The sequence below is a fragment of the Kriegella aquimaris genome (assembly GCF_900103215.1).
Taxonomy (GTDB): domain Bacteria; phylum Bacteroidota; class Bacteroidia; order Flavobacteriales; family Flavobacteriaceae; genus Kriegella; species Kriegella aquimaris.
The window spans coordinates 75,698-101,099 of sequence record NZ_FNGV01000014.1; the positions used below are offsets into that span (position 1 = coordinate 75,698).

A 25,402-nucleotide genomic window follows, 5' to 3' on the forward strand; every position below is an offset into this window, starting at 1 on the left:
TTAGGGTTGTAAATTTTGACGTTGTCGTACAGCCTCATATAGAAAAACACCACACGCTACAGATACATTTAAAGAACCAATTTCCCCGAGTAAGGGGAGTTTGGCGCTATGATCCGCGACCTTAATAATAGAGGGTGATATCCCTCTATCTTCCGAGCCCATGATTATAGCACATGGCCCATCAAAAGGAATATCATAGACCATGGTCTCTGTTTTTTCAGTCGCCGCGATGACTTTAATATCGGATGCTTGAAGGTAAAAAACAGCATCTTTGATGTGATCGACTTTTGCAATTGGAACCTTAAATGCGGCACCTGCAGATGTCTTTATGGTGTCAGCGGTTACGGGGGCGGCACCTTTTTTTTGAATTATAATACCGTCCACGCCAGTGCACTCTGCTGTTCTGATAATAGCCCCAAAATTTCGAACATCTGAAAGCTGGTCCAGTAGTAGGAATAGGGGCAGTTTTTTGCTGGCCGTTACCTTCTCCACTAATTCTTCAAGACTATAAAAGCTAATTGGTGATATATTGGCTACAACTCCCTGATGGTTGTTTTGGGTCAAACGGTTCAATTTTTCAATGGGAACGTATGAGGCATTGATGCCTTTTTTACGGAGTATACCTTCGAGTTCCTTAAAAAGGTCGCCCTTTAGTCCTTTTTGAATAAAGACTTTGTCGATGGGCTCTCCCGCATTGATAGCTTCAATGATGGCCCTAATTCCGTAGATTTGGGTTGTTTTTTGCATGGGGACAAAGGTAAATAAAAAACCACCTCGATCGAGGTGGTTTTTAGATGTAATTAGCTTAAAGCAATTTTCTAATGCTCATCTTCTAATAGACCTGTTCTCTTATAGCCTTCCAAATGATAAATGGTTCCTGGGTCATCTGAGAATTCTGCATCAAAAGAAATTCCATCAACAGTATTCCCACCTGATGAAGTAGCTCCCTTCTTAGTCACAGAACCATTGGTGATGCTTACTGTTATTACATATCCATCAACATCACTGTCCAAAGTCTCTCCGGAAAAGTTTAATGTACTGACATTAACGGGAGTCTTGACTTTGAAATCCCAAAAATTGCCATGGTCATCAATCCACATCTCTGTGCCATCATCGGCTGCGGTATTGTAGGTAGAAATTTGTAAATAGTCAGCAATCATCTCTCCATCTAGAAACCCTTGCACATACCAATCACCTGCCATTTCAACAACACCAGTTGCTCCTGGATCTGGATCGCCCCCTTCATCACAAGAAACAAACAAACTAATGGCAAATAGGAAAATTAGTGGTTTAATTATATTTTTCATTGTCTTTATTTTTATTTTATTGTCTTTCGAAAACTCTTGTGAATGTACCATAGAAAGTACTGGCGTTTAAATTCCAAGTAAAGTTGTCGTTGTCTTCAATGTTTCCATCTAAACTTTCGACACTGATGCCCGATTCTGAGGCACTAGGATGAAAGGGGATGTACAACAACTCATCATCTACATTATAAAAGGTAACCATCAATTGGTTTTCCCCTTCGACACCACCTGCATTACTATGGGTGTATTCACGATCGGAAATTTGTACTACTTCTGCAGGGCTGCCATTTGTTCTAGCCCAATTTCCACTTAAGTCGTATGCGCTAGGAGCTGGGTCAAGAACGACGACTACCCTTCTGGCCGAGGCAGGAAATCCGTCAGCATTGATGGTTTCGTATGTAATGGTATAAACCCCAGGTGTATTCGAGTCGACGCTTCCGCTAGTAGTATATTCAGCAGGACTACCTGATATCTCTGAAGTTGCCCCTGGATCAGTATATGATTCACCGGCATTGATTACAGTAGTAAACTCTCCAATAATTTCTACCGTGGCGTAGTTCGTAACAAGGCTTACATCATTTGTTTCTTCACCATCACAAGAAATGAATATGAAGGGACAAACAATAAATAGATATATAAATATTTTTCTCATCATTTTTAGTATTTGCAATTATTACTTATTCCACCAAACGGGCGCAGTCAGTTCAACAATGCTTGGAGCATTGGAGTTTCTAGAAAGTTCTAAGTTCGGATATACCATGCGCTGTGGAAAAACACCGCCCGTAAGACCTTCTACAGAATAAGCCCATTCTCCAGCAACGTATGTTTCATCTGATTGCGGAATTGGCGAAACTTCAGGATAACCTGTTCTGTGTTGTTCGAAGAAAGACTCATATCCGTTATCGGGGTAACAAGAAACCCATTTCTGGGTGATAATAGCTTTCATCTTATCATCCATACTACCTGCAGAAGGATATTCGTATGCACCTCCTGGGGCTATAAACGGAGCTCCATCGAAAGGTTCTGATGCAATCCATGTTTGACTACCTTCCCCTAAAGAGTTGTCGTAAAAGCTAGGGCTTTTTTCAAAAGCAGCTAAAACGCCCGCGTCATAGAGCTCTTTAGCACCTACACCTCCGTTATACCTTTCCATTGCTTCCGCCTGCATAAAGTAGCTTTGGGCTGCGCTTATGAAGTAAATGGGAGACAATGGGCTAATATCTGCAAGAGATACGGATGAGGGAGATGCCGAGCTGTTATAATCACCTTGATTCATGGGCCCGAGACCTGCTCCACTTGCATCGGCAGTTGCATAGAAAGACTCTAGTCTAGGATCTGAATTAGCAGAAAGAAACGACCACATAGTCGTACTAGCTCTTAAGTTATTTTGCGTATTTAGTTGTCTTCTGTCATGTTCATAAAGAGGATTACTTAAATTGGCCTCATCTTCAAATACACCACCTCCAAGGCCAACGGCTGCGTCCACAGTTAAAAAAGGTGCCCCGGCATTCAACATGGCGGTTATGCCTTCTGAGGCAACATTTGGTCTAGCTTCTGTTTGTCTTAGAAAGATTCGGAGTTTCAAGGTGTTTGCAAATTCTATCCAGTGAGTCATATTGCCCCCAAAAATAAAATCATCACCACCTGGTGTCGGAAGTGCAGAATTTTCTAAATCACGTCCAAGGGCATCATCCAAATCAGCTATCATGAAATTGTATACTTCTTCGCCTGTATTAAAATTAGGAGAGAAATTAGTAGGGTCATTAGCTTCGGCATAAGGAATGTCACCGTAAAAATCAGTTAAGATTTGTGATGCATATACCTCTAAACAAGTTGAAATCAAATAATAATTCCAGTTTTCCCGTTCCAAAGAGATTTTCTTCGCATTTCTGATGTCACTTAATGCATCATACATATTAGACCAACCTCCCTCAAAATCAGAAACTCCTATCGTGTAGTTATCTACCGATCGGTATTGGCTCGAATTAAGGCTTTGTGCCCAGAATTGGGACCATATACCACCCACAATGGAGTAATAGGCCCCCTGGGTTCCCGTAATTCCAATTATGCCTACCGCTATTTCCGAAGAAATCGCTACACCCTCTGGATCCAAAAGATCAGGATCTCGATTGATGTCTAGTTGGCTATCGCATGATACGAATAAGATTATCATGCTAAGTGCGCTAATTAATATTTTTTTCATATCTATATTTTTTTATTATTAAAAGGATACCTTAAGTGAAAATCCATAAGTTCTTTGCGTTGGATTTCCAGCAAATTCTCCGAACTCACTAGCTAAATCATCACCGAAAGTAGAAACTTCGGGATCAACGTACGGATTGCTATTGGGTGTCCATAAAGCTAAATTTTTCCCGTAAACGCTGAGGGAAGCGGCAGTGAGACCCAACATCTCGGTAAAGCTGCTCGGAATTCTATAGGTTAACGATAAATCTCGTAGCCTTACAAAGGTTTTGTCTATAACATGGGTTGATTCTATACTTCCATTGTTCGAAGAACTGTAAAAGCCTGTAACATCGATAAAATTAATCGGAGTTGTATTCTCTGAGAAGGTACCGTCTTCATTTTCATTAACCGAATTTGGCACAATAAACGGAGCCCTATCATTGTATGTGGTAGCAATAGAGTTTCCCGTAAAGCCTAACAATCTGTTGGTATAAGAATACATCTCCCCACCTTGTTTCCAATCTAAACTAGCTGCAAGAGTGAAGTTTTTATATCTAAAGGAATTTTTAAGTCCCATAATGAAATCTCTTTGAGAAGTTCCGATTTCCTCTTCATTATCCACTTGAGTAGGTATTCCCGAAGCCGCATCAACTATAACCTGTCCACTGTCCGTTGTGGCAGCTACCCTTGTTTTGTAAACACCAAGTGGTTTGCCTTTTTCGGCATAGAAGTTAACGGCATATGCGCTGTTAATTAAAATTTGGGGAAGACCTTCTGCAATATCGGTTACCTCGTTCTCATTTTTGGTAAAAGTATAATCCAAATTCCAAGAGAAATTATCTGTCATTACCGGAATCAGGCCAAGGCTCAATTCGTATCCTTTATTATTAAGGTCAATAAAGTTACCTGAAATAAAGGCAAATCCTGTACTTCTAGGCAATGGTCTATCGATAATTACGCCTTCGGTATCTTTATTGTAGTATGCAACATCAAGATTGACCCTTCGGTTGAATAAATTGACTTCCGCACCGAATTCATACTCCTTAGTGATTTCTGGTTCTAAATTTGGGTTTCCTAAAGTTCCACTTAACTCAAAAGCATTTTGCCCTGCAATAGGAAAACTAATTTGTCCTTGATTGGCCTGTGCTATTCCTTGAATCAATGTGTTTCTTGTGGCATAAGGATCTGTATCTTTCGCTACTCTAGCGAAAGAACCACGTACTTTTACAAAAGTATCGGCATTGTCTATGACAATACCACTTAAGGCAACAGATGGATAGAAGAAAGAATTCGACTCTACTGGGAGTGTTGATGACCAGTCATTTCTTCCGGTCAAGGTTAGGTATATCCTTTCGGCAAAACCAAGTTCAGCGGAACCAAAAAGACCGTAAATTCTTCGTTTAGTATCCGATTGCGTTGCAATTTGTCTGCCAGCAGTGTTCGTTAGTTCATAAAAGTTAGGTACGCTAAGATCCGTAATGGAAACACTTAAAAAGTTTGTAGATATCTCATTAAATGCCCCGCCTACAGTAGCGTTCAAGGAAAACTTCTTAGAAAGCTGCTTGTTGTAATCTAAGGTAAAAAAGGTGTCATACTCCTTTCGGTCATTTTTCCTTTCTGTTACACCACCTGCGTTATTGGTAGCGCCATCTACAAAGTTCGGTGAGCCTGGCGTGTAGTTTATGACAGCACCATAACTTTTAAGCGTATTGTTGGTGATATCAACTCCGGTTTGGAATGTTGCGACCAAATCAGGTGTAAGATCATATGAAAGATTTACGTTCCCGAAAAAACGATTGTTTCTGAATGAGGTTTTATTCTCGTTTATCGTCCACCACGGGTTTCTTGAATATGGTGTGTAAAAATTATCATTCGTATTGAATTTATTATTTTCATAATCTTGCATATCCAGTAGACTTATGTCTCTTGGGACTTGAATCACTTCTTGAATTAAAGCCTCACCTTCCCCTGCATTATCACCTTGACCCGTATTCACGATATTCTGGTCTCTGGTAACAAAATTTGCAACCGTTCTTGCTCTAAATCTCTCACCTTTAATTCCACCAGAGAAGTTGAATACTTTTCTATCCAACGCGTCTGCTTCCGTAGGTATAACCCCATCACTATTGGTATCTGTAAAGATTAGCGAGTAGTCGGTAACTTCACCACCACCACTTAATCTGATGGAATTCGTGTAATTGGTTCCCGCTTCAAAAAAGTCTTTGACGTTGTCTTCGAGAGCGACATACGGCTTTATCTGTTGCGAATTGTCAACAATATTACCCCACACCCTTATCTGGCCGTCAAATGGGGCGCCCCATGAACCATTTTCGTTACTGGCATCTGTGCCTCTAGAATAACTCTGTCCGGCCCATCCTTGTCCAAAATCGTTTTGTAAATGGGGTAGTCTTGCAACCTCTGAAAAATCAGTTGATGTAGAAATATCAACTCTTAATTTTTGACCCCGGGAAGCTTTTTTCGTAGTAATGATTATTGCACCATTTGATGCTCTTGACCCGTAAATTGCTGCCGCTGCGGCACCTTTAAGTACTGTCATGCTTGCAATGTTGTTCGGGTCGATATCATTTAAGCCATTACCTGCGTCGAATGTTCGAGTGGCATCTGTACTTAAATTATTTGGGTCACTACCCCTGTTATTGGCATTACTTATAGGGGAGCCATCCACAATGTATAATGGAGAGTTCGAACCTAATGAGCTAAACCCTCTTAAAACTACTTTCGCCGAAGCTCCAGGCTGGGCGGGTACGGTGATGTCTACACCGGCTACTTTACCTGAAAGTGATTCGAAGGGGTTCACATTGTTCACCTCCGTTAAGTCTTTAGCTGTAACGGATACTGTTGAATAACCAAGTGATTTTTTCTGTTGGGTTTTACCAAATGCGGTTACAACGACCTCTTCCAAAGCCTGTGCGTCCTCCTCCATTTGAACATTAATGGTGCTGGAAGATCCGATTGTCTGGCTCACATCTTTTTGTCCGATAAAAGTGAACAATAATACTTGGCCCGTTTCTCCTGAAATCGAATAATTTCCATCGAAATCGGTTTGTGTGCCATTCGTAGTTCCGTCAACAAGGATGTTTACTCCAGGAAGCGGTAGACCATCTTGGTCGGTGACCGTACCCGAAATTGTTTTTTGCTGTGCAAAAGTAAGGTGCACGGCTAACGCTAGAACGAGCGTCAAAAGTCCATTCAGTTTTGTCTTCATTTTATAATTATTTGAATTAGCTTAACGCAAAAATCCTAAAATAGTGTTAACAATCCAACTTTTTAGGCCAAAAACTATGCACGCATAGTTTTATACGTGTTAAATACTGACTTAAAAAGCATATTTTTAAGATATATTTAACAAAAAAAATTAACAATAATTTAAATATAACATATTTTCCTACTTTTATGGAGGTGTAAATGTTATTTATTGTTAAATTATTATGAAAATCATAATAAAGGGCAGTTTTGGTAAATTGTGATGAAAGTATGTGATGTTTGGAGCCTATTTAAGACAACAAAGGGTTTGGTCATGCGCATACGTACTATTATTGCCGCTCGCCGTAATCAGGTTCAAATGCCCTAAGCTCCAATAAATGTCGTATTGTGAGTTGTATGTAGGCTGCTTATAGTTTTGGTAATCAACAGAAGGCCTTAAGAGGGCGCCTTGAATTTTGTGTTTTATATATAAAGATTCTAATCTGAATTTCAATATCCATTTGATGGGGCCCATAAAATAGGAACGCCGTGGAAGAAAATTTTCTTCCACGGCGTTCTTTTATGATTCCGTAAATCACTTATAGAAAGCGGTGATTTTTAAAATAGATCCCAAAAAAGTTTAGTCTCTGCTTCATCGCCACCTATGGCGGAAGAAGCCGAACCATAATTGGCTCCGTTCAAAGACTGTTCTAAAATTGGATAGGTATATCTGTTAGGAAAACCAGAAACGGCCTCTGCAGGAGTTGCCATAAGTGGGTAGTCCAACAGCCTAATAGAGGTCCAAGCTTCTAGTCCCCTGTTGTAAAGTGCAATCCACTTTTGGGTACCGATTACCTCTTTCCAAGGCGTGGCGGCCGTACTTGCTGCAATAGCCGTATCATAATCTACAGAAGGTTCGGCCAAATAGGTCGTAGCCTCTGCGTCAGAACCTCCCCAGTCAAGAATGGAGGCTGTAATAGCAGCATCATAATGCTCTTTTGCAGTTCCACCAACTTCAAATGACCTAGCCCGTGCTTCGGCCAATAAAAAGCGTACCTCTGCATAGTCTAAAATGATACCGGGAAATGTTGCTTCTTCTAATTGGGCAGATACATGGGTATGGGAGGCATAATTTGCAGTGCTGCCAATTCCTCCTCCAATATACACCACTTGTTCAACTGAAGGATCCACATCTACGTTGGATGCGAAATAATACTTCATTCTAGGGTCAGTACTTGTTACCGAACCAGGTACCACGGTACGGTCATCATCTTCATTTATCTCCCCGTCTTCATTGGAATCTTCCAAATACTCATAGCTTCTGGGCTGCATGATATCTATAATGGTCGTTGCGGCAACAAAATCTTTCCTTCCACTTAAGACTAAATTGTCATAAATCGGATTTGTATTTGGATCGGAACCTAAATATTCGTAAGATGCATTATCCGCATTACTTTCAAATACACCTGTTGCAACGGCACTTTCGACAGTGCTCTTGGCAAAGACCTCATCAACATCGGATAAAAGAATTCCCATTCTTAATTTTAGGGAAGCAGCAAACTTCTTCCATAGGGCTACGTCTCCATTATATATTCTATCGGCACTTCCAAAACTTTCAGTGCTCTCATCCAAAGCATCAATAGCGGTAGTCAGTCTTCCTATTAAATCTTTATAGGCCGTTTCGCCATCATCATATTTAGGTAGAAGATTGTCGATATCCAATGCTTCAGTATAAGGTACATCGCCAAAGGTTTCTATTAAAAGACCATAAGTGTAGATGTTAAGAATCTCGATAATGGTCAACTTATTAGGTTTCAAGGCCTCAAGCTCAGTGGTGGTATATGTCGTTGCCTCGATAACTTTCTTGGCCTCATCCAAATCCTTTAGAACATTCTTGTACAAAACACTCCAATGTGTTGCAGGAATGGTTCTGGTTACCTGATCGTAGTTACTTTCGTCAGTATAGGTTGTTTCCTGTAAATACTGGGCCCAAAGTTTTGTGTTGTTATTGTTAACATTCAAATCAACCACCTGGTCGACCAAGTTTTTCTGCGCCCCGGTAAACAAACTTTCACCAGGTACGGCCAATGGATCTTTGATGTTCTCGTTCAGACTTTCCAGCTCACTGGAACAAGAAGCAAAAATCACGGCAGTAATTATTATTGCTAGTTTTTTCATTTTTATATTTTTTAGAATTGTAATTTAAGATTGACACCAAAATCCCTTGTAGTTGGCAAAGAACCAACTGAATACCCTTGAACGTTGCCTGCAGACAAACCACCTTCTGGATCTTCATGCGGAATATTTTTGTCTATTATCCATAGGTTGGACCCAATTAAACTTAAACTGGCATTGGTCAAGAAAGTGTCTGTCAATAATTTGCTGGGCAGATTATAGGTAAGTGCCACTTCACGTAATTTTACATAGCTGGCATCATAGACAAATGCTTTATCCGGTAAACCTCTTCTATATCCCCAAGCACCAAATACACTGGCGTTAATTCTGGAAGTGTTTGTTGTTCCATCTGGGTTTACACCTTCATTGATAAATCCTCCACCGTCGGCCAAGGAATTTCTAACAGGATTGCCCAAATCGTTGATAAATACGGTTTCTTCGTATAAGCCGGTTGCAAGACCGTAGTACTGGTCCAATGAAAAAATACTACCTCCCTTTTGTATGTCGATTAAAAAGCTGAAGGTAAGATTTTTGTAGTTGAACTTGTTGGATATTCCCATCATCCACTCTGGGTTGGTATCTCCAATGTTTTGATCAGACGTAGCGGTTTTTATATATTGGCCATTAGAGGGGTCAACCACTCTTTGTCCATCGAGATAGGTGTAGTCGGTACCGTATATGATTCCGTAAGGTTGTCCGACCTCGGCATTGAGGGTTACCCCACCTTGGAAATCCCCTAACTGTAAAGTATTAATACCATCTTCCAATGATACCACCTCATTTTTATTCTTTGTCCAGTTGACCATGGCAGTCCAACTGAAGTTTTCCGTTCTTACAGGATTTCCAGATATGGAAACCTCCACACCTTTGTTTTCAATTTCACCTGCATTTAGAATTTTTTCCTGATAGCCGGTAGCTCTTGATACGGGTACCCCGAAAATTTGATCGATGGAATTGGTTTGGTAATAGGCCAAATCAAAACTTAACCTATTACGTAAAAACTTCATTTCCAATCCGACTTCAAAACTTTCTGTTTTCTCAGGTTTTAAATCTGGGTTCTTCTTTTGATTATCAACGGATGTACTTGGCGCCCCTGGAGGAATGTTTACATTGTATGTGTCATAAAGAAAATCGAAAGGTGCACTGTTACCTACTTCTGCATAATTGGCTCTTAGTTTACCAAAGGTTATGAAATCTGTGTTCAAAAGATTTGAAAACACAAAACTCGTGGCAATAGAAGGATAGTAAAAACTACTATTGTCTTCAGGCAATGTGGAAGAGTGGTCTCTTCTTATGGTGGCATCTACAAAAAGTGTTCTGTCGAAGCCTAAGGATGCACTTGCATAAATACCATCGACGCCTATTTTTTCAGCTATTTCAACAGGTAGTGAAAGTGGACCTGTACTGTTTTGTAGCGAATACAGTTTTGGAACACTCAACCCTCCACTTGTGGCGGAATAAATGGATTGAAACTCACTTCTTCGAATATTGGTACCAACGATTCCTTTTAAATTGAATTTCTCGGAAAGGTCTTTTTGAAAGTTAAACATGAAATCGTAATTGGTTTCCGTAACGTCTAGATTTCTTCTTCCGTAACCAGAATCCACATTTCCTCGGTTTCCGCCACTATCGGGAATACCAAAACTTGTTGGTACACTACCGTTTGCCCTTCTTTCCTCCTGTATTTCGGAATAGGTGTCGGTGGCTGCCCTTGCGGTAAAGTTTAGCCAATCCGTAAATTTATAATCCAACGATACGTTACCTATAAAACGATTTCTAGAATCATTTTGGTAATTTTCATAACGAGTCCAATAGGGGTTGTCCCAAAAGATAGGTGCAGAACCGGGATCGCTAGTTGCAGGGTTCCATGTAACATTCCTTTTGGTGGCGAAATAAATATCCCTTTGCTCTTTAATATCAACATTGGTCTGCCACCATTGTTTAAAATTACCGATGATGTTATCACCGTAACCTGTTGAGTTACGACCCAGTGCATTGGTGTTGATGTAATTGGCGTATCCTGTAATCGTTAAGCGATCTGTTAAATTAAAAGACCCGCTCATAGAAAAGTTATGCTTTTTAATTGAGCTGTTAGGCATCAGGCCACTTTGATCAAATCGTGTGTAATTCAATCGAAAAGATCCATCATCGTCGTAAGACCTTGCAAAAGAAACTGAATTGGTCGTTGTGATCGGGGTTTCAAAAAATGTTATCGGTCCATTTTTGGCATTGACCCAAGGAGTTGCCGTTCTGTAATTTGGAGAATCTGGGTCAAAGGAGTCCCACTGATATACTGACAGGTTTGGATCAAAAGGCGCTCCATAAGAAGCATCTTCGGTATACACGGAAACCTGATCGTTACTTCCGTTGCCTGTAATATCTTCTTCATACCAGAATCCACCAGGGCCATCGTAATAAGCCCCATAACCGGCTCCGTATTGATCTTGATACTTGGCAAAAGTACTTTTGTCAATAGAACCTATGGTAATTCCTGAATTAACGGTAACCCCAATTCCCTGGGCGTCTTTTCCTTTTTTTGTGGTGATCATAATGACACCGTTGGCAGCTCTAGAACCATATAGGGCAGAAGCGGCCGCACCTTTTAACACGTTGACCGATGCAATATCATCGGGGTTTATATCGGAAGCTGTATTACCATAATCATAATAGTTACCGCTTGCCTCACCTTGATATTTCGAATTGGTGTTGGTGTTATTCACCGGCACACCGTCAATAACGAACAGGGCCTGGTTGCTACCGGTCAATGAGGCGTTTCCTCTAATAACCACATTGGTAGAACCGCCTAAGTTGTTGTTCTTTTTGATTTGAATACCTGAAGCTTTCCCTGAAAGAGCATTAACGAAGTTGCCACTTTTTACGGTATTTAAATCTTCGCCTTGTACCTCTTGTGTAGAGTAACCCAAAGATTTTTTGTCCCTTGAAATACCCAAAGCTGTAACCACTACTTCCTCAAGAGCTTCAGCATCTTCTTCCATTTTTACATTGATGGTACTGCTATTCCCTACAGCAATTTCTGTGGTTTTTTGTCCTATATAGGAAAATACAAGAAAATCCCCGGTATTTGCCGAAAGCGAGTAATTTCCGTCAAAATCGGTTTGTGTTCCCGTTGTAGAGCCCTTAATAACAATATTTACACCGGGCAAGGGCAGGCCTACTTGGTCGGTAACCGTACCTGAAACGGTTTGTTGCGCAAACGATAGTTGCGCGACCAACGCTAATAGTAGCGTTAGCATTCCACTTAACTTTGTCTTCATCTTATAATTATTTGAATTAGTGGCATAAAAATCCTAAAACCGTGTTAATATTCCAACTTTTTGAATGAAAAACTTATGCATGCATAGTTTTTGAGTTGTTAAATAATGTCAATTATTGGAATGTTTTAAGATTTATTTAACAATAAACGGAAGGCTTATTACAAATACAACAGAAATTCCTACGGTCTTAAGTGAAAGCCGGTTAATTTTTGTTAAATAATTAGTAAAATGATAAAACGCTAAGAAATGTGTTGTTGAATCATAAATCTCAATGTTTTTTGTTGGGTTTTGATTCTTTTTAATGTGTTTTGGGGGTGTCGTCTTTTTTTAGAGATGATTTAAAGGGGATAGAATCGGAAGTTTATTTTCATTAGGGTTTTAAAGGAGGGTTTCATGGTTTTTTTATGGGGTGCAGATTAGAGCAGTGTCGCTTTTCAAATAATGGAGAGAATAGGGTCCATTATGGAACAATGCTCTGATAGGGTATTGGTGAATTAAGATGGGCGCTTGATTTGAAATTCCTTTTCATTTAAAATTTTAATTTCTTTTAAGTTTGAATTCAGTTTTTTTTAAAACGCTGCATTAGCTATTTGATCTTGTTGTTTCAATGTTTGGTGTCCATTTTAGCACTGTTAATTGAGGTGTTTTGCGATGATTTAAAAAAATCCAATAAAATTAATGGAATAGGATTTGAATTATTGCTAAATATCATTACATTTGCCAGCCCTAAAACGGGGCTAAGTTTTTTTATACATATATAATAGTATGCCAACAATTTCACAATTAGTACGAAAAGGAAGGGCCACAATTACCAAGAAGAGTAAATCGGCTGCTTTGGATTCGTGTCCACAAAGGAGAGGGGTATGTACCCGTGTATATACGACCACTCCAAAGAAACCAAACTCAGCAATGCGAAAAGTTGCTAGGGTAAGGTTGACTAATGGTAAGGAGGTTAACGCCTACATTCCAGGAGAGGGACACAATTTACAAGAGCACTCGATAGTATTGGTTAGAGGCGGAAGGGTGAAAGATTTGCCAGGAGTTAGATACCACATCGTAAGAGGTGCTTTGGATACTGCAGGTGTTGCAGGAAGAACCCAAAGAAGGTCTAAATACGGAGCAAAACGCCCTAAGAAGTAAATGAATTAGGGTTGTATGGGTCCTTGGTTTAATATAGGGGAGCGTTGAGCTTCTTGATTAATAAGCCAGAAAAGCCCGATGCAAACCGCAAACTTTGAAAAATGAGAAAAAAACAGGCAAAGAAAAGACCGCTTTTACCAGATCCTAGGTTTAATGATCAATTGGTTACGCGTTTTGTAAACATGATGATGTGGGATGGTAAAAAATCAATTGCGTTCAGTGTATTTTATGAAGCAATTGATATTGTTGAGGAAAAGAAGACTGATGAAGAAAAAACGGCATTGGAGTTGTGGAAAGACGCTCTCTCGAATGTAATGCCCCATGTTGAGGTTCGTAGCCGACGTGTAGGTGGTGCTACATTTCAGATTCCGATGCAGATTAGACCAGATCGTAAAATATCGACGGCTATGAAGTGGTTGATTAGTTTTGCGCGTAAACGTAATGAAAAAGGAATGCCACAGAAATTGGCTGCCGAAATATTGGCTGCCTCTAAGGAAGAAGGTGCGGCCGTGAAGAAAAGAACGGATACGCATAGAATGGCGGAAGCTAATAAGGCATTTTCTCACTTTAGATTTTAATCAGAAATGGCAAGAGATTTAAAATATACAAGAAATATTGGTATCGCTGCGCACATTGATGCTGGAAAAACTACGACTACGGAACGTATACTTTTTTATACGGGTGTTAGTCATAAGATAGGCGAAGTGCATGATGGTGCTGCGACTATGGACTGGATGGAGCAGGAGCAGGAGCGTGGGATAACCATTACTTCGGCCGCTACTACATGTACATGGAAGTTTCCTTTGGAGAATGCAAAACCATTACCTGATACTAAAGATTATCATTTTAATATTATTGACACCCCTGGGCACGTTGATTTTACCGTTGAGGTAAATAGATCTTTACGTGTATTGGATGGTTTGGTTTTTCTTTTTAGTGCAGTTGATGGTGTGGAGCCTCAGTCTGAAACGAACTGGAGATTGGCCGACAACTATAAAGTGCCGCGTATCGGTTTTGTGAACAAAATGGATCGTCAGGGCGCTAATTTCTTGATGGTGTGTAAGCAAGTCAAGGAAATGTTAGGCTCTAATGCTGTGCCTATTGTATTGCCAATTGGTGATGAGGCTGATTTTAGGGGTATTGTTGATTTGGCCAAGAATAGGGCTATAGTTTGGCATGAAGAGGGTTTTGGTGCCACTTTTGATGTGATCGACATTCCTGAAGAAATGAAAGCTGAAGTGCGTGAGTACAGAGCGGCTTTAATTGAGGCCGTAGCTGAGTATGATGAAGAATTGATGGAGAAGTTCTTCGAAGATGAAGATTCGATTACAGAAGAAGAAGTGCATGCCGCTTTAAGGGCTGCAGTGATGGATAGGGCTATTATTCCTATGATTTGTGGTTCTTCCTTTAAAAATAAAGGTGTTCAATTTTTGTTGGATGCTGTTTGTAGGTATTTGCCATCTCCGATGGATAAAGAGGCAATTATAGGTACGCATCCAGATACTGGTGAGTCAATAAGTCGAAAGCCGGACGTAAAGGAGCCATTTGCTGCTTTAGCTTTCAAGATTGCAACAGACCCTTTTGTTGGTCGTTTAGCTTTCTTTAGAACATATTCTGGCCGTTTAGATGCGGGTTCTTATATTTTGAACAACCGTTCAGGTAAAAAGGAACGTATTTCGCGGATTTATCAAATGCACTCGAATAAACAAAATGCAATTGATTACATCGAAGCTGGAGACATTGGAGCTGCGGTAGGTTTTAAAGATATTAAGACGGGAGATACAATGTCTGCTGAAAAGCATCCTATTGTATTGGAGAGTATGGACTTTCCTGATCCGGTAATTGGTATCGCTGTTGAGCCTAAGACCAAGGTTGATGTAGATAAGTTGGGTATGGCTTTGGCAAAATTGGCTGAAGAAGATCCTACTTTTCAAGTAAAAACTGATGAGGCGTCAGGTCAGACCATTATTTCTGGTATGGGTGAGCTTCACTTAGATATAATCGTTGATCGCTTAAGGCGCGAATTTAAAGTTGAAGTTAATCAGGGTCAGCCTCAGGTTGAATACAAAGAAGCGCTTACTAAAATGGCTGCTCACAGAGAAACTTATAAGAAGCAATCTGGTGGTCGTGGTAAGTTTGGTGACATTGTATTCGAGATGAGTCCTGCTGATGATGATTTCGAAGGAGATGGGTTGCAGTTTGTTGATGAAATAAAAGGTGGGCGTATACCCAAAGAATTTATTCCATCTGTACAGAAAGGTTTTGCGGCAGCAATGCAAAATGGACCTTTAGCTGGATTTGAAATGGACACTATGAAAGTAGTTTTAAAAGATGGATCTTTCCACCCTGTGGATTCTGATGCATTATCATTCGAATTAGCTGCCAAAATGGGTTATAAAGCTGCAGGTAAAGCTGCTGGAGCTGTTATTATGGAGCCAATCATGAAAATTGAGGTGATTACACCTGAAGAAAACATGGGTGATATCGTAGGTGACCTTAACCGTAGAAGGGGTACTATTACGAATATGAGTGATAGAGCCGGAGCGAAAGTTGTAAAAGGTACAGTGCCTCTTTCAGAAATGTTTGGTTATGTTACTTCGTTAAGAACATTGTCTTCAGGTAGGGCAACGTCAACTATGGAATTCTCTCACTATGCAGAAACTCCATCGAATATTTCAGAGGAAGTCATTAAGGCAGCTAAAGGTGTAACTGCATAATTTTTAGAAGATGAGTCAGAAAATTAGAATAAAATTAAAATCTTACGATCATAATTTGGTAGACAAGTCTGCTGAGAAAATTGTAAAAACGGTTAAAACAACCGGAGCTGTGGTGACTGGACCAATTCCATTGCCAACTCATAAAAAGATATTTACAGTTTTGCGTTCTCCGCACGTAAATAAGAAATCTAGAGAGCAATTTCAATTGAGTTCGTATAAAAGGCTTTTGGATATTTATAGCTCTTCATCTAAAACTATTGATGCACTTATGAAGTTAGAGCTTCCAAGTGGTGTCGAGGTAGAGATCAAGGTTTAGTTTTTATTCCCGAAAAGCGGGAGTCTCGTCAAATTATAGATGAGAAACGAAACACATATTCCCATGGCGTGGGAATGAACATGTCCGGAGCTGCGTGCAAAGGAAAAACGGAAAAAGAATACATTCAGGGCTGGATGATTTCTTAGCCCTGTTTTTTTGCAAGAAATTTTGAGTAATAGTTGAATAATAAATATAAATAAATTATGTCTGGGTTAATAGGAAAAAAAGTAGGCATGACCAGTATTTTTGATGAGAACGGAAAGAATATCCCGTGTACTGTCATTGAAGCTGGACCATGCGTGATTACCCAAGTCAGAACCGAAGAGGTCGACGGGTACAGTGCCCTTCAGCTTGGTTTCGATGACAAGGCAGAGAAACGTGCTAATAAGGCCGAATCGGGCCACTTTAAAAAAGCAGGTTCTTCTCCAAAGAAAACAGTCGTTGAATTCCGAGATTTTGAAGGTGAATACAAATTAGGTGACACTGTTGGTGTCGATGTTTTCCGAGAAGGAGAATTTGTTGATGTCATTGGTACATCAAAAGGAAAAGGTTTTCAAGGTGTTGTGAAAAGACATGGCTTTGCCGGTGTCGGTCAGGCTACTCACGGTCAGCACAACAGGTTGAGGGCTCCTGGTTCTATCGGTGCAGCCTCAACACCCTCAAGAGTATTTAAGGGGATGAAAATGGCTGGTAGAATGGGCGGTGATAGAGTTACTGTTCAAAACCTGAGAGTGTTAAAAATAGTTCCAGAAAAGAATCTTTTAGTAGTAAAAGGTTGTGTGCCTGGTCATAAAAACGCTTACGTAACTATTGAGAAGTAATGAAAGTAGCAGTTTTAGATATTAAAGGAAAAGAAACCGGAAGAAAGGTAGACCTTTTGGATGAGGTTTTCGCAATAGAGCCGAACAATCACGCAGTGTATTTGGATGTCAAGCAATATTTGGCGCACCAACGACAAGGAACGCATAAATCGAAAGAGCGTGGTGAGATTGCTGGTAGTACCAGAAAGATTAAGAAACAGAAAGGAACGGGTACTGCAAGGGCAGGTAGTATAAAGTCACCGATTTTTAGAGGTGGTGGTAGAATATTCGGACCAAGACCTAGGGATTATAAGCAAAAGCTTAATAAAAACTTGAAACGTTTAGCGCGGAGATCTGCGTTGAGTATCAAGTCAAAAGAGCAAGCTATTTTAGTCGTTGAAGACTTTAATTTTGAAGTGCCTAAGACTAAAGATTTTATGCAAGTTTTGAAGTCTTTGGGCTTAGAAAACAAAAAATCTTTGTTTGTGTTGGGCGATTCAAATAATAGCGTATATTTGTCTTCGCGTAATTTAAAGCGTTCTGAAGTGATAAGTAGCTCAGAATTAAGTACTTACAAGATATTGAATGCAAATAATATCGTATTGCTTGAAGGCGCTTTGGAAGGGTTGCAATCGAACTTAAATAAATAGGAAAACCATGAGTGTGTTGATAAAGCCAATTATAACGGAAAAAATGACCGCGGATAGCGAGTTGCTCAATCGTTATGGTTTCATTGTAGATCCAAGAGCGAACAAGATACAGATTAAAGATGCGGTTGAGGCAACGTATGGTGTTTCTGTTAAGAAAGTACGTACAATGAATTACGGCCCAAAAAGAAAATCACGATACACCAAAACAGGTGTGCAGCACGGAAAGACCAATTCGGTCAAGAAGGCGATCGTTGATGTAGTAGAAGGTGATATTATTGATTTTTACAGTAATCTATAGAGACTAAAGATGTCAGTTAGAAAATTAAAACCAATCACTCCAGGACAGCGTTTTAGAGTAGTAAATGGATTTGACGCCATTACTACTGATAAGCCGGAGAAAAGCTTGCTTGCTCCGTTAAAAAAGTCGGGAGGTAGAAACAGTCAAGGAAAGATGACTATGCGCCATAGAGGTGGTGGTCATAAAAGAAGGTATCGTGTAATAGATTTTAAAAGGGATAAGCAAGATGTTGCTGCGACCGTAAAGTCTATTCAGTATGATCCGAACAGAACGGCGTTTATCGCTTTGTTGGAATATGCTGATGGTGAAAAGCGATATGTAATAGCTCAAAACGGACTTCAGGTTGGTCAAGAGGTATCTACAGGTTCTTCTGTTGCGCCGGAAATTGGAAATGCACTTCCTTTAAGTGCTATTCCGTTAGGTACTATTATTTCATGTATAGAGCTGCGACCTGGTCAGGGAGCGGTAATGGCTAGAAGTGCTGGTACGTTCGCGCAATTGATGGCCAAAGACGGAAAATTCGTTACCGTTAAATTGCCATCGGGGGAAACAAGATTGATCCTTTCGGGTTGTTTGGCTACCATTGGTGCGATATCTAATTCAGATCATCAGCTGTTGGTTTCTGGTAAGGCTGGCCGTAGTAGATGGTTGGGTAGAAGACCAAGAACAAGACCGGTAGCAATGAACCCTGTCGATCACCCAATGGGTGGTGGTGAAGGAAGGGCTTCCGGAGGGCATCCGAGATCTAGGAACGGAATTCCTGCAAAAGGATTCAGAACCCGTACCAAGACTAAGAGCACCAACAAATATATTTTAGAACGTAGAAAGAAATAAAAAAGTAGAAAGAAATGGCACGTTCATTAAAAAAAGGACCTTACGTTCATTATAGCCTGGAGAAGAAGATTGAGCAAAATGCATCTTCTGGAAAGAAGACGGTTATCAAAACATGGTCAAGGGCATCGATGATAACACCAGATTTTGTTGGTTTGACTATTGCGGTTCACAACGGAAGACAATTTGTTCCCGTATATATTACCGAAAACATGGTTGGTCATAAATTGGGTGAATTTTCTCCTACGCGATCCTTTAGAGGACATGCGGGAGCGAAAAATAAAGGTAAAAAGTAAGCTATGGGAGTTCGAAAAAGACAGATGGCCGAAAGAATTAAGGCTGAAAAACAACAAGTGGCTTTTGCTAAATTGAACAATTGCCCAACATCTCCTAGAAAAATGCGTCTTGTGGCGGATTTGGTTAGAGGGGTACAAGTTGAAAAGGCTTTGGCGATATTAAGGTTCAATCCTAAAGAGGCGTCACGTAGATTAGAGAAGCTTTTACTTTCAGCTTTGGCCAATTGGCAAGCAAAGAATGAAGAGGCAAGTGTTGAAGATGCAGACCTTTTTGTAAAAGAGATACGGGTTGACAGTGCAAGTATGTTGAAAAGACTGCGTCCGGCACCCCAAGGAAGGGCCCATAGAATACGAAAACGTTCCAATCACGTAACATTGGTGTTGGGGTCTAACAATAATATAGAAAGCTAGAATGGGACAGAAAACAAATCCGATAGGAAATCGTCTAGGAATCATCAGAGGATGGGAGTCTAACTGGTATGGTGGAAACGATTATGGTGATAAACTTGCCGAAGACGATAAGATAAGGAAATATATCCATGCTCGTTTAGCAAAGGCAAGTGTTTCTAGAGTTATTATAGAGCGCACGCTTAAACTGATTACGGTAACAATAACAACGGCGAGACCTGGTATTATCATTGGTAAAGGTGGTCAAGAAGTTGATAAGCTAAAAGAAGAGCTTAAAAAAATTACCAATAAAGAAGTTCAGATCAATATTTACGAAATTAAGAGACCTGAGCTAGATGCTAATTTGGTTGCTGCCAGTGTAGCACGTCAGATTGAAAGTAGGATATCTTTTCGTAGAGCTATAAAAATGGCTATTGCTGCGGCGATGCGAATGAATGCTGAAGGAATTAAGATTCAGATTTCAGGACGTTTGAACGGAGCTGAAATGGCGCGTTCCGAGTCATATAAAGACGGAAGAATTCCATTGTCCACTTTTAGGGCTGATATTGATTATGCTTTGCATGAAGCACATACGACCTACGGAAGATTAGGTATTAAAGTGTGGATAATGAAGGGTGAAGTATATGGCAAACGGGATCTTTCTCCTTTGGTCGGTATGTCGAAAAGTCAAGGTGGTAAAGGAGGCGGAAAGCAGCAAGACGGTGGTAGAAAACCCCGCCGTAGAAAGTAATTTTTAAAGAATAAGAAATGTTACAGCCAAAAAGAACCAAGTTTCGTAAAATGCAAAAAGGCCGCATGAAAGGTGATGCGGGTAGAGGACATCAACTTTCAAATGGTATGTTCGGCATTAAAACTCTGGATTCTAATTTTTTAACATCGCGTCAGATAGAAGCGGCACGTATTGCTGCTACTAGATATATGAAAAGGGAAGGACAGCTATGGATTAAAATATTTCCGGATAAGCCAATTACCAAAAAGCCATTGGAGGTTCGTATGGGTAAAGGTAAAGGTGCTCCAGAATATTTCGTGGCCGTGGTCAAACCAGGTAGAGTTTTATTTGAGGTCGCCGGAGTTCCTATGGACATTGCCAAAGAAGCATTGAGATTGGCTGCACAAAAATTACCGGTAAAGACAAAGTTCATTGTCGCTCGAGACTATGTTCATCAAGATTAAATTTTAGGGAGGCATGAAAAAACAGGAAATAAAGAAAATGTCGGTCGAAGAGCTGAATGAAAAGCTTGCTGAATTCAAAAAACAGCATACCGATTTAAAAACGGCCCATTTTGTAACTCCGTTGGAGAACCCACTTCAGATAAGAAAGGTAAGAAGAACGGTTGCACGATTGGCAACGGAATTAACTAATAGGGAAAACCAATAATTGGTTCGGCTTTATGGAAAATAGAAATTTAAGAAAAGAGAGAGTCGGGGTAGTAACCAGTGACAAAATGGAGAAATCAATTGTGGTTTCCGAAGTTAAGCGTGTAAAGCACCCGATGTACGGTAAGTTCGTGTTGAAAACAAAGAAATATGTTGCACACGACGAGAAGAACGACTGCAATATTGGCGATACTGTAAAGATTATGGAGACACGCCCTTTGAGCAAGACTAAATGTTGGAGGTTAGTAGAAATCCTAGAAAGAGCTAAATAATTATGTTACAGCAAGAATCCAGATTAAAGGTAGCAGACAATACAGGGGCCAAAGAAGTTTTGACCATCCGAGTTCTCGGAGGTACAAAACGGAGGTACGCTTCTATAGGTGACAAGATTGTTGTTGCCGTGAAAGAGGCGACACCCAACGGCGGTATTAAAAAAGGAGCTGTTTCTACTGCGGTGGTAGTTAGAACAAAAAAAGAGGTTAGAAGACCCGATGGTTCTTATATCCGCTTTGATGACAACGCTTGTGTGTTGTTGAACCCTACAGGGGAGATGAGGGGTACACGTGTTTTCGGACCGGTGGCCAGAGAGCTTCGTGACAAACAGTTCATGAAAATTGTTTCATTAGCTCCAGAGGTGCTTTAAACTATTAGAATGAAAAAGTTAAAGATAAAAACAGGGGATACCGTAAAAATTGTTGCTGGCGACCATAAAGGTACGGAAGGCAAGGTTTTACGAGTTGACATTGAAAAGAACAAGGCAATTGTTGAGGGAGCTAATTTGGTCTCTAAACATGAAAAACCGAGTGCTAAAAACCCACAAGGGGGCATCACTAAAAAAGAAGCTCCTATTCATATATCCAATTTGGCATTGATTGATTCCAAATCTGGTGAGACGACTAAGGTCGGTTATGAAGTTAGAGATGGTAAGAAAGTCAGGTTTTCCAAAAAATCCAATGAAGTAATTTAGTTATGGCTTACGTTGCAAGATTAAAAAAGGAATATAGGGAGCGTGTAGTAGATGCGCTTAGAAAGGAATTTGGCTACAAGAACGTCATGCAGGTTCCGAAATTAGAAAAAATCGTTGTCAGTAGAGGCGTTGGTGCCGCTGTGGCCGATAAAAAGCTAATCGATCATGCTGTAGACGAATTGACCAATATCACTGGGCAAAAGGCGATTTCTACAATGTCGAAGAAAGATGTTGCGGCATTTAAGCTACGAAAAGGTATGCCGATTGGAGCGAAGGTTACACTTCGTGGAGAAAGAATGTACGAATTCTTAGACAGGTTGGTGACTTCTGCGTTACCACGTGTAAGAGATTTTCAAGGTATTCGCGCTACTGGTTTTGATGGTCGTGGCAATTATAGCCTTGGCGTTACCGAACAGATTATTTTTCCTGAGATTAATATTGATAAAATCAATAGAATCAACGGAATGGATATAACTTTTGTGACTACGGCCGAGACGGACAAGGAAGCGAAATCATTATTAACAGAACTGGGATTACCTTTTAAAAAGAACTAGTATGGCTAAAGAATCAATGAAGGCCCGTGAAAGAAAAAGAGCAAAAACAGTTGCTTTATATGCGGAGAGAAGAAAAGAGTTGAAAGAAGCAGGTGATTACGAAGGCTTGCAGAAACTTCCGAGAAACGCTTCACCTGTACGTTTGCATAATCGTTGCAAGTTAACGGGAAGACCTAAAGGTTACATGCGTACTTTTGGAATTTCCAGGGTTATGTTCAGGGAGATGGCGAATCAAGGCTTGATTCCTGGGGTAAAAAAAGCCAGCTGGTAAGACAATTGAATAACTGGTTTCAGGTTTAGCAATGATGCTAAAAACCGTTACCGAATAAGATAAATATGGTTACAGATACTATAGCAGATTATTTAACAAGAATTAGAAACGCCAGTAGAGCGGGTCATAGAGTTGTTGAGATTCCTTCCTCAAAAGTAAAGAAGGAGATAACTAAAATATTATTCGATCAAGGTTATATTTTAAGTTATAAATTCGAAGACGATAAAGTGCAGGGTTCTATCAAAATTGCACTTAAGTACGATAAAATGACCAAAGATCCGGTTATTAAGAAATTAGAGCGCATTAGTAAACCCGGTCTACGTAAGTATACAGGTTCGCAAGATTTGCCTCGAGTTCTGAACGGTCTTGGTGTGGCTATAGTGTCAACATCGCATGGAGTAATGACCAGCAAGCAGGCCAAGAACGAGAATGTTGGTGGCGAGGTATTGTGCTATGTATATTAATGTGATAAAGAATTAAGAAATGTCAAGAATAGGTAATAATCCAATAGCGATTCCTGATGGTGTGACCATAGAGGTAAAGGATAATGAAGTTACTGTAAAAGGTAAGTTGGGTGAACTGGTCCAAGAGTTTTCAGGGGTTTCCATTAAGGTCGAAGACGGTCAGGCATGGGTAACTAGGCCATCAGATTCGAAAGAGCACAAGGCGAAACACGGTCTATACAGATCTTTGATCTTGAATATGGTTGAAGGAGTTTCCAAAGGATGGACCAAGGAACTGGAGCTGGTTGGAGTTGGATACAGGGCTAGTAATCAAGGTCAGAAATTAGATTTGGCAGTAGGTTTTTCGCACAATATTGTGCTAGACATAGCGCCGGAAGTAAAAATCGAGACTGTCTCTGAAAAAGGTAAAAACCCTATCGTAAAGTTGACATCGCATGACAAACAGTTAGTGGGTCAAGTAGCGGCAAAAATACGTTCATTTCGCAAGCCTGAGCCGTACAAAGGAAAAGGTATCAAATTTGTTGGTGAACAATTAAGAAGAAAAGCGGGTAAATCAGCATAATAATTAAGTATCATGGGATTATCGAAGACCGAGAGAAAATTTAGAATTAGAAGGAGAATACGTAAAGTTTCTTTCGGAACTGCCGAAAGACCAAGACTCTCCGTTTTTAGAAGTAATAGTGAAATTTATGCCCAAGTTATTGATGATAATAAAGGTGAGACTTTACTGTCTGCCTCATCAAGGGATAAGGATTTGGCTAAAAATAAGGGCACTAAGTCTGAATTGGCTACCCTTGTAGGAAAAACTATTGCTGAAAAGTGTAAAGAATCAGGAATAGAGAAAGTTGCTTTTGATAGAGGGGGTAACCTTTATCATGGCCGGGTGAAATCTTTGGCCGATGGCGCAAGGGAAGCAGGACTAAAATTTTAATTGAGAATATGTACCAGAAATACAAAAACGTAGAGACCGTAAAGCCTGGAGGGTTAGATCTGAAAGATAAATTGGTCGGTGTTCAAAGGGTTACCAAGGTAACTAAAGGTGGTAGGGCATTTGGCTTTTCAGCTATAGTGGTCGTTGGTGATGAGAATGGTGTCGTAGGGCATGGTTTGGGCAAGTCTAAAGAAGTTGCTACTGCAATTGCGAAAGCTATTGAAGATGCAAAGAAAAATCTTATCCGTATTCCTTTGAACAAAGCTACCGTTCCGCATGAGCAGAAAGGAAAGTTCGGAGGTGCGCGTGTCTATATTCAGCCAGCATCACACGGTACTGGAGTTATTGCAGGTGGCGCCGTTAGGGCGGTTCTTGAATCTGTTGGAGTACAAGATGTACTTTCCAAATCTCAAGGCTCATCAAACCCCCATAATGTCGTTAAGGCTACCTTTGATGCACTTTTACAGCTGAGAGGTGCTAGCACGGTTGCAAAACAACGTGGTGTTTCTTTGGAAAAGGTTTTTAAGGGATAAAATAATAGTATTAAGTGCCGGTGAGCTGGTTACTTAGCTACGAATTACTAAAAAGATGGCAAAGAAGATAAAGGTAAAACAGTTGAAAAGTGGTATCAAGAGACCTCAGAATCAAAAGAGGACACTTGAAGCACTTGGTTTGCGAAGAATTGGTCAAGTCGTAGAGCATGAGGCGACTTCCAATATTGTTGGCATGATAAATAAAGTTAAACACTTAGTTTCTACAGAAGAAGCTTAATTATAGGTCCAATGAATTTAGGCAATTTAAAACCAGCGGATGGCGCTGTTCAGAAAGAAGGAAAGAGAGTAGGAAGAGGTCAGGGCTCCGGAAAGGGAGGTACTGCCACTCGAGGACATAAAGGCGCGAAGTCGAGATCGGGTTACTCTAAAAAAATCGGTTTCGAAGGTGGTCAAATGCCATTGCAACGACGTGTTCCTAAATTTGGTTTTACGAACATCAACCGAAAAGAATATCAAGGAATCAACCTGGATAAGTTACAGGAGTTGGTAGACAAAAAAGTTGTTAAGGATACCATAACACTTGATACACTTATTGAGAACAGATTGGTTCGCAAAAACGATTTGGTGAAGATTTTAGGTGGTGGTGAATTAAAGGCACCCCTAAAGATTTCAGTACATAAATTTACATCTAGTGCCAAAGCTGCTGTTGAGGCCGCTGGTGGAGAGGCAATAAGTTTATAACCAAA

31 protein-coding genes are annotated in these 25,402 nt (G+C 40.2%); 24 read left to right on the top strand and 7 right to left on the bottom strand.

Features of this window, described 5'->3' with window-relative positions:
• From rlmB to BLS33_RS20080, 7 genes are all read right to left on the bottom strand, one after another.
• Nucleotides 1-747, bottom strand: a complete 747-nt coding sequence (gene rlmB / locus BLS33_RS20045) for a 23S rRNA (guanosine(2251)-2'-O)-methyltransferase RlmB (protein WP_089894019.1) — start codon at nt 745-747, stop codon at nt 1-3.
• 71 nt (nt 748-818) lie between these two features.
• Complete coding sequence (locus BLS33_RS20050) at nt 819-1,307, bottom strand: lipid-binding protein (protein WP_089894250.1); 489 nt, start codon at nt 1,305-1,307, stop codon at nt 819-821.
• A gap of 16 nt (nt 1,308-1,323) precedes the next feature.
• Nucleotides 1,324-1,959, bottom strand: a complete 636-nt coding sequence (locus tag BLS33_RS20055; protein WP_089894022.1) for an immunoglobulin-like domain-containing protein — start codon at nt 1,957-1,959, stop codon at nt 1,324-1,326.
• 18 nt (nt 1,960-1,977) lie between these two features.
• Nucleotides 1,978-3,507, bottom strand: coding sequence for a SusD/RagB family nutrient-binding outer membrane lipoprotein (locus BLS33_RS20060; protein WP_089894027.1), 1,530 nt, complete (start codon nt 3,505-3,507; stop codon nt 1,978-1,980).
• 18 nt (nt 3,508-3,525) lie between these two features.
• Nucleotides 3,526-6,714: a SusC/RagA family TonB-linked outer membrane protein gene (locus tag BLS33_RS20065; protein ID WP_089894029.1), complete on the bottom strand. Its 3,189-nt coding sequence runs from the start codon at nt 6,712-6,714 to the stop codon at nt 3,526-3,528.
• Between the two features lie 596 nt (nt 6,715-7,310).
• A complete protein-coding gene (locus tag BLS33_RS20075; protein WP_089894035.1) occupies nt 7,311-8,870 on the bottom strand; it encodes a SusD/RagB family nutrient-binding outer membrane lipoprotein in 1,560 nt (519 codons plus the stop codon).
• An 11-nt stretch (nt 8,871-8,881) separates the two neighbouring features.
• Nucleotides 8,882-12,142: a SusC/RagA family TonB-linked outer membrane protein gene (locus tag BLS33_RS20080; RefSeq protein WP_089894038.1), complete on the bottom strand. Its 3,261-nt coding sequence runs from the start codon at nt 12,140-12,142 to the stop codon at nt 8,882-8,884.
• A 765-nt stretch (nt 12,143-12,907) separates the two neighbouring features.
• On the opposite strand from BLS33_RS20080, the gene rpsL reads away from it, so the two are divergent.
• The 24 genes from rpsL (at nt 12,908) to rplO (ending at nt 25,397) form a co-directional block, all read left to right on the top strand.
• Nucleotides 12,908-13,282, top strand: a complete 375-nt coding sequence (gene rpsL / locus BLS33_RS20085) for a 30S ribosomal protein S12 (protein WP_013305196.1) — start codon at nt 12,908-12,910, stop codon at nt 13,280-13,282.
• Between the two features lie 101 nt (nt 13,283-13,383).
• A complete protein-coding gene (gene rpsG, locus BLS33_RS20090; RefSeq protein ID WP_089894041.1) occupies nt 13,384-13,860 on the top strand; it encodes a 30S ribosomal protein S7 in 477 nt (158 codons plus the stop codon).
• 6 nt (nt 13,861-13,866) lie between these two features.
• Nucleotides 13,867-15,999 (top strand): elongation factor G, encoded by a 2,133-nt coding sequence (gene fusA, locus BLS33_RS20095; RefSeq protein ID WP_089894044.1) that lies wholly within the window; start codon nt 13,867-13,869, stop codon nt 15,997-15,999.
• Nucleotides 16,000-16,009: 10 nt separating this feature from the next.
• Nucleotides 16,010-16,315, top strand: coding sequence for a 30S ribosomal protein S10 (rpsJ, locus tag BLS33_RS20100; RefSeq protein WP_007094989.1), 306 nt, complete (start codon nt 16,010-16,012; stop codon nt 16,313-16,315).
• Nucleotides 16,316-16,518: 203 nt separating this feature from the next.
• Complete coding sequence (rplC, locus tag BLS33_RS20105) at nt 16,519-17,136, top strand: 50S ribosomal protein L3 (RefSeq protein WP_089894048.1); 618 nt, start codon at nt 16,519-16,521, stop codon at nt 17,134-17,136.
• Nucleotides 17,136-17,765, top strand: coding sequence for a 50S ribosomal protein L4 (gene rplD, locus BLS33_RS20110; protein ID WP_089894052.1), 630 nt, complete (start codon nt 17,136-17,138; stop codon nt 17,763-17,765). The genes rplC and rplD overlap by 1 nt, the downstream gene beginning before the upstream one ends.
• Before the next feature lie 7 nt (nt 17,766-17,772).
• Nucleotides 17,773-18,063 carry a 50S ribosomal protein L23 gene (gene rplW, locus BLS33_RS20115; protein ID WP_089894054.1) on the top strand — a complete coding sequence of 97 codons (291 nt, stop codon included), beginning with the start codon at nt 17,773-17,775 and terminating at the stop codon, nt 18,061-18,063.
• A gap of 9 nt (nt 18,064-18,072) precedes the next feature.
• Complete coding sequence (rplB, locus tag BLS33_RS20120) at nt 18,073-18,897, top strand: 50S ribosomal protein L2 (RefSeq protein WP_089894058.1); 825 nt, start codon at nt 18,073-18,075, stop codon at nt 18,895-18,897.
• 14 nt (nt 18,898-18,911) lie between these two features.
• The gene (gene rpsS, locus BLS33_RS20125) at nt 18,912-19,190 is read left to right on the top strand and encodes a 30S ribosomal protein S19 (RefSeq protein ID WP_089894059.1); all 279 of its coding nucleotides are present in this window, start codon (nt 18,912-18,914) and stop codon (nt 19,188-19,190) included.
• A gap of 3 nt (nt 19,191-19,193) precedes the next feature.
• Nucleotides 19,194-19,601 (top strand): 50S ribosomal protein L22, encoded by a 408-nt coding sequence (gene rplV, locus BLS33_RS20130; RefSeq protein WP_089894062.1) that lies wholly within the window; start codon nt 19,194-19,196, stop codon nt 19,599-19,601.
• 1 nt (nt 19,602) lies between these two features.
• Complete coding sequence (rpsC, locus tag BLS33_RS20135) at nt 19,603-20,328, top strand: 30S ribosomal protein S3 (RefSeq protein WP_089894064.1); 726 nt, start codon at nt 19,603-19,605, stop codon at nt 20,326-20,328.
• Between the two features lie 17 nt (nt 20,329-20,345).
• Nucleotides 20,346-20,771 carry a 50S ribosomal protein L16 gene (gene rplP / locus BLS33_RS20140; protein WP_089894067.1) on the top strand — a complete coding sequence of 142 codons (426 nt, stop codon included), beginning with the start codon at nt 20,346-20,348 and terminating at the stop codon, nt 20,769-20,771.
• Between the two features lie 13 nt (nt 20,772-20,784).
• Nucleotides 20,785-20,976: a 50S ribosomal protein L29 gene (rpmC, locus tag BLS33_RS20145; RefSeq protein WP_089894070.1), complete on the top strand. Its 192-nt coding sequence runs from the start codon at nt 20,785-20,787 to the stop codon at nt 20,974-20,976.
• A 13-nt stretch (nt 20,977-20,989) separates the two neighbouring features.
• A complete protein-coding gene (rpsQ, locus tag BLS33_RS20150) occupies nt 20,990-21,247 on the top strand; it encodes a 30S ribosomal protein S17 (RefSeq protein ID WP_089894073.1) in 258 nt (85 codons plus the stop codon).
• Nucleotides 21,248-21,249: 2 nt separating this feature from the next.
• Nucleotides 21,250-21,618, top strand: coding sequence for a 50S ribosomal protein L14 (gene rplN / locus BLS33_RS20155; protein WP_089894076.1), 369 nt, complete (start codon nt 21,250-21,252; stop codon nt 21,616-21,618).
• 9 nt (nt 21,619-21,627) lie between these two features.
• Entirely contained in the window at nt 21,628-21,942 is a 315-nt protein-coding gene (rplX, locus tag BLS33_RS20160; protein WP_089894078.1) for a 50S ribosomal protein L24, read from the top strand.
• Between the two features lie 2 nt (nt 21,943-21,944).
• Nucleotides 21,945-22,496, top strand: coding sequence for a 50S ribosomal protein L5 (gene rplE / locus BLS33_RS20165; RefSeq protein ID WP_089894080.1), 552 nt, complete (start codon nt 21,945-21,947; stop codon nt 22,494-22,496).
• Between the two features lies 1 nt (nt 22,497).
• On the top strand, nt 22,498-22,767 hold the full coding sequence (gene rpsN, locus BLS33_RS20170) for a 30S ribosomal protein S14 (protein WP_089894083.1): 270 nt from the start codon (nt 22,498-22,500) through the stop codon (nt 22,765-22,767).
• A gap of 65 nt (nt 22,768-22,832) precedes the next feature.
• Nucleotides 22,833-23,231: a 30S ribosomal protein S8 gene (gene rpsH / locus BLS33_RS20175; RefSeq protein ID WP_089894086.1), complete on the top strand. Its 399-nt coding sequence runs from the start codon at nt 22,833-22,835 to the stop codon at nt 23,229-23,231.
• Between the two features lie 19 nt (nt 23,232-23,250).
• Nucleotides 23,251-23,793, top strand: a complete 543-nt coding sequence (gene rplF, locus BLS33_RS20180) for a 50S ribosomal protein L6 (protein ID WP_089894089.1) — start codon at nt 23,251-23,253, stop codon at nt 23,791-23,793.
• Between the two features lie 12 nt (nt 23,794-23,805).
• Nucleotides 23,806-24,162, top strand: a complete 357-nt coding sequence (gene rplR, locus BLS33_RS20185; protein WP_089894092.1) for a 50S ribosomal protein L18 — start codon at nt 23,806-23,808, stop codon at nt 24,160-24,162.
• A gap of 8 nt (nt 24,163-24,170) precedes the next feature.
• Entirely contained in the window at nt 24,171-24,695 is a 525-nt protein-coding gene (rpsE, locus tag BLS33_RS20190) for a 30S ribosomal protein S5 (RefSeq protein ID WP_089894095.1), read from the top strand.
• A 55-nt stretch (nt 24,696-24,750) separates the two neighbouring features.
• Nucleotides 24,751-24,933, top strand: coding sequence for a 50S ribosomal protein L30 (rpmD, locus tag BLS33_RS20195; RefSeq protein WP_089894098.1), 183 nt, complete (start codon nt 24,751-24,753; stop codon nt 24,931-24,933).
• Nucleotides 24,934-24,944: 11 nt separating this feature from the next.
• Entirely contained in the window at nt 24,945-25,397 is a 453-nt protein-coding gene (gene rplO, locus BLS33_RS20200) for a 50S ribosomal protein L15 (protein WP_089894103.1), read from the top strand.
• Nucleotides 25,398-25,402 lie beyond the last annotated feature (5 nt).